This is a genomic window from Bacillus sp. SH5-2, assembly GCF_008368905.1.
GTDB lineage: Bacteria > Bacillota > Bacilli > Bacillales > Bacillaceae_G > Bacillus_A > Bacillus_A luti.
Window position 1 is genome coordinate 48,205 of record NZ_QOSD01000016.1, and the last position, 13,544, is coordinate 61,748.

At 35.4% G+C, this 13,544-nt stretch carries 10 protein-coding genes, 1 pseudogene and 1 other annotated feature; of the genes and pseudogenes, 2 read left to right on the forward strand and 9 right to left on the reverse strand.

Annotated features, from left to right (window positions below):
* Nucleotides 1–270: 270 nt before the first annotated feature.
* Nucleotides 271–493, reverse strand: a binding site (T-box leader).
* A 220-nt stretch (nt 494–713) separates the two neighbouring features.
* A pseudogene (locus tag DN410_RS12330) lies at nt 714–2,288 on the forward strand (putative polysaccharide biosynthesis protein); the annotation flags it as partial.
* Here the strand turns inward: DN410_RS12330 and DN410_RS12335 are convergent.
* From DN410_RS12335 to DN410_RS12360, 6 genes are all read right to left on the reverse strand, one after another.
* The gene (locus DN410_RS12335; protein ID WP_149176732.1) at nt 2,281–3,105 is read right to left on the reverse strand and encodes a DUF4037 domain-containing protein; all 825 of its coding nucleotides are present in this window, start codon (nt 3,103–3,105) and stop codon (nt 2,281–2,283) included. The pseudogene DN410_RS12330 and the gene DN410_RS12335 sit on opposite strands and share 8 nt — an antisense overlap.
* Nucleotides 3,106–3,198: 93 nt before the next feature.
* Nucleotides 3,199–3,711: a GNAT family N-acetyltransferase gene (locus DN410_RS12340; protein WP_149176733.1), complete on the reverse strand. Its 513-nt coding sequence runs from the start codon at nt 3,709–3,711 to the stop codon at nt 3,199–3,201.
* Nucleotides 3,712–3,790: 79 nt separating this feature from the next.
* Nucleotides 3,791–4,708 carry a cysteine synthase A gene (gene cysK / locus DN410_RS12345; protein ID WP_149176734.1) on the reverse strand — a complete coding sequence of 306 codons (918 nt, stop codon included), beginning with the start codon at nt 4,706–4,708 and terminating at the stop codon, nt 3,791–3,793.
* Nucleotides 4,709–4,718: 10 nt separating this feature from the next.
* Entirely contained in the window at nt 4,719–5,930 is a 1,212-nt protein-coding gene (locus tag DN410_RS12350; RefSeq protein ID WP_149176735.1) for an MFS transporter, read from the reverse strand.
* 285 nt (nt 5,931–6,215) lie between these two features.
* On the reverse strand, nt 6,216–7,475 hold the full coding sequence (hflX, locus tag DN410_RS12355; RefSeq protein WP_149176736.1) for a GTPase HflX: 1,260 nt from the start codon (nt 7,473–7,475) through the stop codon (nt 6,216–6,218).
* Nucleotides 7,476–7,958: 483 nt separating this feature from the next.
* Nucleotides 7,959–8,498 carry a cobalamin biosynthesis protein CbiN gene (locus tag DN410_RS12360; protein WP_149176737.1) on the reverse strand — a complete coding sequence of 180 codons (540 nt, stop codon included), beginning with the start codon at nt 8,496–8,498 and terminating at the stop codon, nt 7,959–7,961.
* 180 nt (nt 8,499–8,678) lie between these two features.
* On the opposite strand from DN410_RS12360, the gene DN410_RS12365 reads away from it, so the two are divergent.
* Nucleotides 8,679–9,662: a ketoacyl-ACP synthase III gene (locus DN410_RS12365; RefSeq protein ID WP_149176738.1), complete on the forward strand. Its 984-nt coding sequence runs from the start codon at nt 8,679–8,681 to the stop codon at nt 9,660–9,662.
* A 44-nt stretch (nt 9,663–9,706) separates the two neighbouring features.
* Here DN410_RS12365 and DN410_RS12370 read toward each other — a convergent pair whose 3' ends face one another.
* From DN410_RS12370 to DN410_RS12380, 3 genes are all read right to left on the reverse strand, one after another.
* Complete coding sequence (locus tag DN410_RS12370) at nt 9,707–10,981, reverse strand: MFS transporter (protein ID WP_149176739.1); 1,275 nt, start codon at nt 10,979–10,981, stop codon at nt 9,707–9,709.
* 205 nt (nt 10,982–11,186) lie between these two features.
* Nucleotides 11,187–12,935 (reverse strand): MFS transporter, encoded by a 1,749-nt coding sequence (locus tag DN410_RS12375; RefSeq protein ID WP_149176740.1) that lies wholly within the window; start codon nt 12,933–12,935, stop codon nt 11,187–11,189.
* Nucleotides 12,936–12,967: 32 nt separating this feature from the next.
* Nucleotides 12,968–13,507, reverse strand: coding sequence for a PadR family transcriptional regulator (locus DN410_RS12380; protein WP_149176741.1), 540 nt, complete (start codon nt 13,505–13,507; stop codon nt 12,968–12,970).
* Between the last annotated feature and the right edge of the window lie 37 nt (nt 13,508–13,544).

The following is a 13,544-nucleotide window of genomic DNA, read 5'->3' on the forward strand; positions in this document are numbered from 1 at the left end:
TTTTACAATTCAGTATTTATATTGTTCTATCAATACTCTTTTCTAATACCCTCACTTCCTCCCTAATAATAAAAAACGCCCCTACGCAAATACGTAGGGACGACAAAAATATCGCGGTACCACCCTAGTTATGAAGATACAACAAAGTTAGGACCTAAATAAAAAACGTCCCTACGCAAATACGTAGGGACGATAAAATATCGCGGTACCACCCTAGTTATGAAGCCACAACAAAGTAAGACCTAAATAAAAAACGTCCCTACGTAAATACGTAGGGACGATAAATATCGCGGTACCACCCTAGTTGTGAAACAATCTTCACCACTTTATTTGATAACGGTATAAACTACCGTCTTTCATTTCCTCACAACGCGAGATTTATGAAAGATGCTCCAGGACGAACTTCATGAATAATCTATATACTGATTCACACCAACCATCAGCTCTCTGAAATAGGGAGATATTCACTACTATACCCTTTCATTGCCCAAATATTATTTTCCGAATTGATTACTATCATTTTTATCATACATTAAAAATAGTGTCAACTTATATTTTGAATTTTTATGTATTACATTCTATTTAAAAATTCAAAATATGACTTTTAAATGAATAGTATTAGAACATTTATGGTTTATACTGTATTAACTTCTCTAGCAGGTTTATAGTAGTATACGATGAATGTAAGATAGCGTGAGTAGGAGGAAAGAATTTTGTCGACGTCAAAAGTTTTAAAAGGAACTGCTTTATTAAGCGGTGCCACAATGATTTCACGTATATTAGGTTTTATATACTTCTTCCCTTTTCAATTATTAGTTGGAACGCAAGGGGTTGCTTTATATGGATATGCATACTCTTGGTACGGTATTTTATTAAGCTTTTCAACAGCTGGCATTCCTATTGCCGTCTCCAAATTTGTTGCAAAACATAATGCGCTTGGTGATTATAGTACAAGTAAAAAATTATATAACTCGAGCGTAAAATTGATGTTGTTTATGGGCTTTTTAGGATTTTTAATTTTATTTATTGGAGCACCGTACATATCACAATTTATTATTCGCTCGAAAACGCCAGATCCACAATTTATTGCCGATGTAACACTTACGATGCGAGCATTAAGCTTCGCACTTATTATCGTACCAGCTATGAGTGTTACGCGTGGTTATTTCCAAGGATTTCAACATATGAAACCTAGTGCTGTTTCTCAAGTGGTAGAACAAATTGCACGCGTTGTTTTCATTTTAGTTGGTAGTTTTATCGTCTCAAAATTATTAGGAGGTTCAGTAGCTTCTTCTGTTGCAGTTGCTACGTTTGGTGCTGTTATCGGGGCACTTGCCAGCGTTTCTATTTTAATGATGTACTGGAAAAAATATAACCGATTAAAACCTCCCGAAGGCGAATTAAAATCAAGGGCATCCAATATTCCATTAAAAAATATTTATATAGAATTACTTCGCTATGCAATCCCGATTGTCTTTGTCGGTATTGCAATTCCGCTCTATACGTTAGTAGATCAATATACTGTAGCTGATGTCCTTAGAGCAATGGGAGAGCCGTTAGAAACAGCGAATGCAGTGTTCGCTTATATAACGAACTATGCACAAAAGTTAATTATGATTCCAGCTTCACTTGCAACTGGATTTTCGTTAACAATTATTCCGGCTATAACGAAATCTTATACAAGCGGGAAACTAGAAGAATTACAAGAACAAATTTCAAAGATATTCCAAGTATTGTTATTCTTCACCATCCCAGCTGCATTCGGCCTTGCTAGCATCGCTTATGATGCATTCCGCATGGTTTATGTAGATCCTAAAATTGCACTTGATGGATCACAATATTTAATTTCATTTGCACCTTCCGCTATATTAAGTGCAGTTTTCACAGTTTCAGCAGCTATTTTACAAGGCATTGATTATCAAAGAAAAACAATGATTGCATTCTCAGTCGGTATTCTCGTTAAGGTTTTAGTGAATACACCGCTCTTACACTTATTTGGCGGACACGGTGCTGTACTTGGAACAATTCTTGGATACCTCGTTTCAAATGTTATTATGTTGTACTGCATCATTAAATTTGCGAAATTTAAAATGGGTGAAACAGCAAAAACAGTATTCCTTATTACGATTTACTCCGCGGCAATGTCTGCTGTTGTAATTGCATTAAAAGTAATTTTAAAATGGTTAATCCCTGGACAATCTTATATCGAATCACTGCTTATTGTATTTATATGTGGCGCTGTAGGAGGGGTTGTTTACTCTATTGTTACATCTCTTCTTTTTATTTTGCATATTGAATATGTTTTTGTTGTTCAGCGATATGTAATTCTGGAGCATGGTGTTCTACTAAATGTAATACCTCTTTTATTAACATTTCTAACTCCTGTACACTATACTCCGGTTTCTCTATCAACGTATTCGCCATACGCTCATATAAGTTTTCAGGCTTAATACTCATTCGTTCTACATTATGCGGCATCCATTTAAATGCAGGATGATGCACATACATTTTATTCAAACCAAATAAGGTCCCAAATATATTTCTTTGCACTTCACAAATAACATCATATAGCATAAGCCAATCTTTTCGTTTTAAAAGAGCCTCTCGATTATGCCAACGATTGCTTAACCAAAGGTTTTCTGAAATCATCCGTTTCGCTAGATCTTCTGGATATACTACCACTCTCTCTTTTAGTTCATTCACTTTCTCTTCCCCATACAAACTAACACCATCATGCACCGATGATACAATACATTGTTTTTCATAACTTATATCATATTGATCTACCACATCCGAAATAACCTTCTCTACTGTTGCTGTTAAAAAATTACTAATCTCTAATTTAATTCCTTCTTTCGTCAAATATGTTTCCGACCATTCTTCTTCCTCATAAGGATGATATGACAAAATTGTCCCATCAATACTATTAATAGGAGCCCTACGATCTTCATCCTCTGGTGGTTCTGACCATAAAATATGTAATTCAATATCTGAATGTTCATCTTCTAATTTTCTTGCTACAGAGCCTGCTAAAATAATAGCCTCCACTTTCGGATTTCCCCTATAAATCTCCGACATTTCTATTGCTTTCTCTTTTAATCTCATTTCATTTCCCCCTAAAACTGCTATACTCCCCTTGCTTTCCATTTATCTATTTCAATATTACACATTATATTTCCTTTTCAAACTCTCACTACATCATATTTCTACCCAATAACACTGAACTACTTCATCAGTACGAACAGAAACTACTTCATCTTCTAACACACCGCCAACCTTTTGAATCGTTTTAGCAGAACCGATATTAACTTTATCGCAAGTTATTAACACTTTCTGCAATCCTAATTTTTGTGCTTCACCTAACGCAAGTTGTAGTTGTTTCGTAGCGTAACCTTGACGACGTTTATTCGGATGGACACTATATCCAATATGTCCACTTTCCCGCAATAATTCTTCGTTTAATCGATGTCTAATATTCACAAAACCTACAAGTTCCCCTTTTTCAAAACTTAAAAATTGACTAGATGGTACTCGATTAGCCAGTAAATTTTCTCCTAGTTCCTGCTTTCTCACTTTTTCAAACCATTCATCGAGGGAATCAAAATTTTGTAAAGAACTGCTGCCATGTGGTTGTTCTCCTGATTGTAAAAACGCCTCTCGATACCCCATAATTTGTTCGCTATATTCATGCATTGGTTTTAATAGTTTCATTGTCATTCTCCCCCTCTTTACACCCTAAAATAAACAGCTTAATCGTGACAATTTCACGATTAAGCTGTTTCTATCATTTTCATTCAAATAATCCCATACTCAAATAACGTTCACCTGTATCAGGTGCAATACATAAAACTTTTTTACCAGCACCTAATCGTTTTGCAATCATAATTGCTGCGTAAACAGAGGCCCCTGAAGACGGCCCAACTAATAACCCCTCTTGTCTAGCTAAATTTCTCATTGTCGTTAACGCCTCTTCGTCTGCAATTTGAATAATTTCGTTATACACTTCTGTATTTAAGTTTTTCGGGATAAACCCTGGACTTGTTCCTACTAGTTTATGAGGACCCGGAACACCGCCTGATAAAACAGGTGATCCTTTTGGTTCTACTACTGCAATATATAAGTTTGGTAGTTTCTCTTTTAACGTTTCCCCAGTCCCTGTAATCGTTCCGCCTGTTCCTGCCGTTGCAACAAAAGCATCAAGCTCTCCATCCATTTGTTCATAAATTTCAAGTGCAGTCGTATAACGGTGAATATTCGGGTTTGCTGGATTTTCAAATTGTTGCGGAATAAAACTATTTGGAATTTGCTTTTGTAGTTCTAACGCCTTCGCAATTGCTCCTGGCATTCTTTGTTCTGCTGGTGTTAAAACTACTTCTGCTCCGTATGCTTTCAATAAGTTAATTCTTTCTTTAGACATATTATCCGGCATAATTAAAATCGCTTTATATCCTTTAGCAGCTGCATTCATTGCTAAACCAATCCCAGTATTCCCACTCGTTGGTTCAATAATCGTATCTCCTGGTTTTATGAGACCTTTCTCTTCAGCAACGTGCAGTAAATTATATGCAGCACGGTCTTTCACACTACGTGACGGATTAAACATTTCTAATTTCACATACACATCCGCTGCGTCTTCTGGAATAAATTTAGATAATCGGACAACAGGTGTATCCCCTATTAATTCTGTTACGTTTTCACATAATTTCATAGTGCATCCCCTATTCTATCGTTTTCTTATCACTTGGTAATAACCATGAAGTAAGTCCAATTAATGGTAGACAACTACATAGTAACATAATAAATTGTAGACTATATATATCAGCTAATTTCCCAAGGACTACAGATCCTAAAGCGCCGAGTCCAAACGCAAGCCCTACAATTAATCCAGATACCATTCCTACTTTTCCAGGAACAAGCTCTTGCGCGTAAACAACAATTACACTAAAACTACTTGAGCTAATAAAACCGATACATAAAAATAACGGTACGACCCAAACGAGCGAAACGTGAGGTAGCAAAAGTGCCAGTGGCGCCGAACCTAGCATTGAAAATACAATAATTTTCTTCTTACCAAATCGATCTGCTAACGGTCCACCAAAGAAAGTTCCTAATACACCAGCAATCATAAATGCGAATACGAAATACTGTGCATTTTTTATAGATAAACCGTAATGTTCAATTAAGTAAAATTGATAGAAATTCCCGATACCAGCACCGTACCAAGAGCGTACAAAAGTAAGGAAAACAAGAAGTATAATAACAAATTTAATATGCGTACTTACAATTGCATTTTCCGCCTCAAGCGCAGCCCTCTTTTTCCTTCTCACAGCTCCAGTTGCTAATTCATTCTTATACCAATTAGATACGAAAATTAATAATACAATTCCTACCGCAGCAAAGGCGGTAAAACCTAAAGAACCAATTTGACCGAGCGGAACGAAAATTAATGCTGTAAAAATAGGAGCTAGAGAATTCCCTGTATTTCCTCCCACTTGATAAATCGCTTGCGCTAAACCTCGTTTTGCCCCTGCCGCCATATAAGCAACTCGGGCACCTTCTGGATGAAAGACTGCAGAACCTAATCCGATAAATAAAACAGAAATAATAACAATAATAAAGTTCGATGCAAAAGCAAGTCCGATCATCCCAAGCATACTCGAAAACATACCGAGCGGTAACAAAAATGGTGACGGCTTCTTATCCGAATACATACCAAAAACCGGCTGCATAATCGATGAAGTCATATTTAACGCAAACGCAATCCATCCTACTTGCATATAGGATAAATTCATTGTTTTTTCCAAAATAGGAAACAGCGCCGGCACCACGGCTTGCATCGAATCATTTAAAAAATGCCCGAAACTAATCGCAAATAATATTCGGTATATTGTCGGTGTTTCTACTGTGTTTTTTTGTGAAACTGCCTGCATATATGAATCGCTCCTTCCTGTACAAAATATATTTATTACATTAAGTGTAATAAAGGAAAACTTTAACCCCAATAAATTCTGACTTTTGAAACATTTCTATTCTATACTGGTTTCGTTTCTTTTTCCAGAAATATCACTTCCGAAATAACATATTTTTCACATCTGTTTCATCAGATTTTTTTCATATACACTCTCTGTATTTTCTTTTATACTAAGTTAGGACAATAAGTAGGCTTGCATCTACGCAAAAAAGGCGATCCTAAAACATATCAGGATCGCCTTTTTTTATATCGCAAAACGCTTATACTTTTCGTAATCACTCGTCTTACATTCTATTTCTAATTTCGTACCTTCGTTTTCATAACTCGTAGATAGAACGTGCGCATGATTATTGAAATAAGAAACTACCTGTCCTTGATCATACGGAATTAACATTTCACATTTCGTATACTCTTTATAAATGTTTGAGCGAATCATTTCTACAAGTTCTTCCATTCCAACATGTTTCTTCGCTGATAAATAAACGCGCTCCTCTTGTACTTTCGGAATTTCAACATCTACCATATCTGATTTGTTATACGCATAAATGGTTGGGATATTTTCTACTCCAATTTTCTTTAACGTTTCATTTGTAATATCAATTAACTGTTCATAATTTGGATTTGCGTAATCTACAACATGAATAAGTAAGTCTGCTTCCGCTACTTCTTCTAACGTTGAACGGAATGCTTTCACAAGATGATGTGGTAATTTACTTACAAATCCAACTGTATCTGTTAATAAGAATGATTTATTATCTGGCAAATCAATATTTCGTACAGATGTTTCTAACGTCGCGAATAACATATCTTTTTCAAATACTTGTTTTTCTTCTGTACCATTATAAATTTCAAGCATCGCATTCATCGTCGTTGATTTTCCTGCGTTCGTATAACCTACTAATGCTACAACAGGAATTTCATTTTTCTTACGTTGCTTTCGCTGTGTTTGACGCTGTGCAACAAGTGCTTCTAGGTCTTTATTTAAAACTGAAATCTGTTCTTCAATTTTACGACGATCTAACTCTAATTTCTTCTCACCGACACCTTTATTTTTCGTACCAACGCCGCCGCTCTGTCTCCCTAACGACTCACGAAGACCGATTAAACGAGGCATCATATATTGAAGATGTGCTACTTCTACTTGTAGCTGCGCTTCTTTCGTTTTCGCACGTTGCGCAAAAATATCTAAAATTAATATGGTACGATCGATTACTTTACAATCTAAATCCGCTTCTAAATTTCGAATTTGCGAAGGAGATAATTCGTCATTAAAGATGACCATATTCGCATCTACTTCATTAACATAGGCTGCTACTTCTTCAATCTTCCCTTTTCCAATATAATGTGACGGATTTACTCGTTGTAAATTTTGCGTTACCTGCCCAATTACCTCTACATCACAAGCTTCTGCAAGATTTGTTAACTCTTCCATCGAATATGCAAAATCAGCTTCATTACCTAAATTTACTCCAACTAAAACTGCTCTTTGTAATAATTCTTCCATATATTTATTCCTCCATTTCGATTACGTAAAATAAAAAACACAGGTCGCTGCCTGTGTTTTCGTAAACGGATAAGGGTTCACCAAAGAAACAGGAGAAAGCTATACTTTCATCCTATCTCATAGTCAATAAGCCTCAAGATCATATACGTATCCACAATAAGTGTTCACCTATACGATCCCATTCTATTTATAAAGGCAAAACAAAAAGAGGGCGTATTCGTCCCTCCCTCTTTTTCACATATAAGCTTAATAAAGGGTTCCTTTAAAATAGGCAGACCAATCCCGTTCACTCTGCACACAGACAGAGCCTTTGAGCGCTATTCAATTATTGGCACAAAGTATTGAGACGTAATCTGATTAAGATCAAAGGAAGCCCCTCCGTTCATTTTAAGTTACATAAAGTGTAGCATAAGTAATTCGCTTTCACAAGGTTTAACAACCTATATCACACGAAAGAAAATCTTTATATTTTTACTTTAATCGTCATTTTTTGCGAGTTCTTCTCACAACAAAAATAACAAAAGCAATGATTAATAATAGACCAACGGAAATGATAGCAACTTCCCACCAACTTAAACTGCTCACCATCTCTCCTTTTAAATCCACTTTCTTCGTCGGAACAGACTCTTTTGCAATATGTCTTAAAGCCTGTTTCTCCATCTCTGCCTCATCTAATCTCTTCGTTCCACTGCAAATAGATGTCTCTAACTGCTTCTTCCCTTTATAAGAAGAAAAGACTAGATACTCTCCTCCCTCTGCAAAACGAAATGTACAGCTACTAAAACTTGTATTTATAATAATTTGCGAAGAGCTTGTCCCTTTCCAAATTTTCTTCACTTCAAATAATGTTTTCATTTCCCCATCTTTCTCTTGAACTTCTAAAACTTTACCTTCAAACACTACATCATTTTTTTGTAACCTATCTTCTGGTGATGCTTTAGTACAATCACAAGCATAGGACTTATCTGAAAAAATAAAACTACAAATTAAAACAAGAGATAACAAATATATGATTCTTTTCAAGAATCTCAGACCCTTTCATTATCAATTTCAGAAGCTTTCTGTATATTATTTTGACATTCTCTCTCAAACTCCTTTTTGTTTATTTTTATATAAATATATTAAATTATAAAGTTCTTTATTGACTTCATTAGTATCTAGTATTAGTATCAAGTTATAAAAAATAAGTTAGGAGATGTTCCTATGCATTCTAAGTCACGTATTACTGCAATTGGTACTCATGTTCCAGATCAAATATTGTCTAATAATGATTTAGAAAAAATGATCGATACGAATGATGAATGGATTGTACAACGAACAGGAATGAAAGAAAGAAGGATTGCTAGCGAAGAAGAATACTCCTCAAACTTAGCCATTAAAGCAATTGAAAATTTATGTACAACATTTAAAAAGAACTTAGAAGATGTCGACTGTATCATTGTTGCTACAACAACCGCTGACTATGTTTTTCCTAGTGTCGCGTGTCAAATACAACAACACTTCAACATACCTCATACACTAGCTTTTGATTTAAATGCGACTTGCGCTGGTTTCACATATGGTCTACATGTTGGTAATAGCTTAATCACTTCTGGATCACATGAAAAAGTACTTGTCGTAGCGACAGAGACATTATCTAAAGTTACTGATTACACCGATAGAACGACCTGTATTTTATTCGGTGATGGCGCTGGAGCTATTTTGTTAGAAAAAGATGAAAAAAAACCAAGCTTTATCGCCGCTCACATGGGAACAAATGGTGACGGCGGAATTCATCTATACAGAACAAACTTATCTACTACTATGAATGACACACCACTGCAAACAAATGAAAAAATCGTTCAAAATGGAAGAGAAGTATATAAATGGGCAACACGCACAGTGCCAGCAGGTATAAAAGAACTATTACATACCGCAAATATGCAAATAGATAATATAGACTGGTTCATTCCTCATAGTGCTAACTTACGAATGATCGAATCTATTTGTGAAAAATCTCAAATTCCAATACAAAAAACATTAACGAGCGTGGAATATATGGGGAATACATCTTCCGTCTCTATTCCACTCGCACTAGATTTAGCTAGAAAAGAAGGAAAATTAAGTAACGGAGACACACTTTTACTATACGGATTTGGCGGTGGTCTTACGCATTTAGGGCTTATTGTAGAGTGGGATTTAAATTAAATATATAAAGCGGTTCTAGTCATTAACTAGAACCGCTTTTCCATTTAATCTCTTGCCCCTTTTCGAGACCATATCACAACAGGAATCAGCATGAAAGCTAAAACTCCTCCAACTAATGATAATGCCGCATAACTTGAATTCGCTACTACCATTCCTGACATCGCTCCACCTGAAGCTCCAGCTAGCGCAATAAACACATCTATTTTCCCTTGTGTTTTTGCACGTGTGGAAGGGATAGTTGCATCAACAATTTGAGCCGTACCACTTATTAAACCAAGGTTCCATCCTAATCCAAGTAAAGACAAAGCAACAATTAATAGTATTAAAGAATCACTTGGCGCTATCGCCGCTATGACACCTGCTGCTAGTAAAATTACTCCACCAGCTATACTCATCGTAGTTCTGCCAATTTTATCAATTAACATTCCCGTAACGAGAGACGGAAGATACATTGCACCTACATGAAAACCAATTACAAGACCTACTGCACTTAAACCGTGGCCGTGGTGTCCCATATGAACTGGCGTCATCGTCATGATCGCAACCATCACGATTTGAGTAAGTATCATTACAATTGCTCCAACGGTAATGCCTCGTTTATTTTCTTTCACTTCTTCTGTTACCGGTTGCCCTTTATATGTATGTTCTTGTTTATATGCTTCTATCATATTAGCAATGAGTAATGGGTCTGGACGAAGCATAACAAAAAGGACAAGACCCGCAAGTATAAATGCTGTTGCTGATAATATGAATGGACCAGCAAGTTCAGGAATTCCAATTGAATGAGCAAACCTTCCCATTACACCTACTAAATTTGGACCTGCGACTGCACCAAAAGTCGTCATGACCATCGTAATACTAACAGCAGTTGCTCGTTGCTTCTTATTCGCTAAATCTGTACCAGCATAACGAGCTTGTAGATTTGTAGCTGTACCTGCACCGTATATGAGTAAAGAGACTAATAATAGCATAATACTATTTGTTATAGCTGCCAATACAACTCCAATAGCACCTAATCCACCTACTATAAATCCTGCTGCAAGCCCTATACGGCGACCATGTTTTTGTGATAACTTTCCTACAATAAAAGCCGCTACTGCAGATCCCAATGTAAACATAGCTGCCGGTAATCCTGCATATGCATCTGTGCCAAGCATTTGCTGCGCAAGAAGTGCACCTACTGTAATTCCAGCAGCTAACCCTGCCCCGCCGAACATTTGTGAAATACTTACGATTATTAATGTTCGTTTATATAGTTTTTGTTGCTCTTCTTCTGTATACATACGATTACTTTTTAAAGCACCCGCCTTATCCAACAATTCCTCATCCTCCCTTTAAAATTAACCCCTCTTGTTAATGTACTATGTTTAACGTTACATATTCAATGGCATTTCCCATTCTTCTCTTTCATTCTAAAAAACTCTCTAACCAAATTCGTCTTCTCTCATGCTATATTAAAAATACTACTATTCACAATATGCAAGGAGAACACAATGAAAAAACAGGCTACTATTAGCCTGTTTTTTACGCTTCCTCCACCACTCTTTCCCTTCTCTTTTTACTCAAAGTCTTTCCTTCCCAAAATAACAAACTTACTAAAGCACAAATTAAAATAATTGGCACACTTGCTTTATATAAATCTGTAAAACTCATAGCCATCTGATTCTTAGCATAATGATTTACATCATTCGAAAATGCAAGTGCTTCTTTCTTTATACTTTCTTCTTGTTTTTCAACTTCATTTGTCACTTGACTCATAACTTCTTCTCTTTTTACATCTCTATATTCTACTGGAACTTCTCTTAATACTTCGTCCACTTTTTGATGAATTAATTCGTCTTTTTTCTCTTTATTTAACCCTACAAATGTTTCATTTTGATGCTTTTCTACATTCGTTTCTATACTTTGATTCTCTATTTTTTCTTTTGTTATTTGTAATATCTCAGCTTGCTGAGTACGATCCACATGAATATTTCCTACTTTTTCTTCTGCATAACGATATACATTCTCTTTATTTACAGTTAAGTTGTGAGTTAAGTTAGATACAAATATGGCTACCGCTAATACAATTCCAACTTGCCGCAACATTGATACGACACTTTGAGAAGCAGTTAACAATTCCCCTTCAAACGAAGATGCGCTTAAAACAGTAATTGGTCCCACTACTAAACCATACCCAACACCTAATATCATACATGGAATAATAATTTCTATATTTGTTGAAATGACGTCAATCATTTGCAACCAATAATAGGAAAGACCCATAACAAGAAATCCTGACAAAATAATAGTTACTTTGCCAAGCTTTTTAATTAATGTTGCTGCAACTGGTGAGACGAAAAATATCATTGCTGAAATAGGTGTCACTAAAAAAGCTGCTTCAATTTCCGTTCGACCTTGTATTTTCGTCAAGAACGTTGGAAGTAATACAGTTACCCCAATTAAAAATAAATTACTTAATATTACAACGATAGATGCTCCAACAAACATTCGATCTTTAAATAAATTTAAATTCACCATTGGATTATGAAGCTTTCGTTCCACTCGAACAAATAGAATAAGAGAAATAGTGCTAATTGCATAACAAGAAAAAGCTATATTACTTTGCCATCCCCATGTATTGCCTTTTACTAATATGAGAGTAAAAGAAAAAATTGCTGTGCTACTTAATAGTAGTCCTATCCAATCTATTTTTGAGATGATACGTTCTTCATTTTTTATTTGTAACATAATGCAGCATAAAATGATTCCAAGAATACAAATTGGAACATTAACGAAGAACACCCATCTCCAACCGAAATTTTGTGTAATAATTCCGCCTATTACCGGTCCCATCGCAGCTGATAGTCCTTGCGTTACCCCTAAAATTGCAAGTGCAACATGCCTCTTAGCTAATGGCATAGCTGATACACCAATTACCATACTAGTTGGAAATAAAATCGCTGCACCTACACTTTGTATAAATCGAGAAAAGATCAGAAAATCACCCGTATTAGCAAAAGCACAAAGTACTGATCCACCACCAAAAATTATCAAACCAAGAATATACATCTTTGCTTTTCCAAAAATATCAGCTACCCGTCCTAACGGAATAGCAAGTACTGCAATCGTCATTGTATATACATTTAATACCCAAGACATCTTTTCTAATGAAGTATTTACACTCGATTGTATTGCCGGTAAAGCTATATTCATAATTGTCGTATCAATCATACAAAGAAAGATACCTAGACACATTAAAAAGACAATCTTAATACCCTTTGATTGCTCCATCTTTATTTACCCCTTTACTTCGAACGTGTTTTTCATTCTTCCTTTTTATTGTGTTCTTTTGTTTCTAATTGCTCTAGTTTTCTTTTCAATGTCTCCACTTGTGCACTATACGATGCAATACCTACATCGAGGGAAATTTCCTCGACAAAAGTAATACCTACTCTCCACTTTTCATATTTCAATCGAAGATCCGCAATGTATGCTTCTTTCCTTTTAATTTCTTCTTCAATCCATTTTTTTATCGCCTTATCATCGCTATAATTACCAAAATACATCCTCATTAAAAAATCTGAACGTAAAACGTCTTTCTCTACATCTGTTTGCATGTATTGATAAAACTCTTCACGACCTTCATCTGTAATAAAGTACATTTTCTTATTCGGTTTCCCTTCTTGCATAACAACTTCTTTTTTTATTTTCCCCTCTTTTTCCAACTGTCGTAACGTTGGATAAATCATTCCAAAACTTCCATCAAAGAAATGAGTAAATACGTCCTCAAACACCATTTTAATATCATAACCAGACAATTCTTTTTCCATTAATAAACCTAAAACAACATCTCTTCCCTTCAAAATAAGACCCCCACACAGTATATAATCAATAATCATA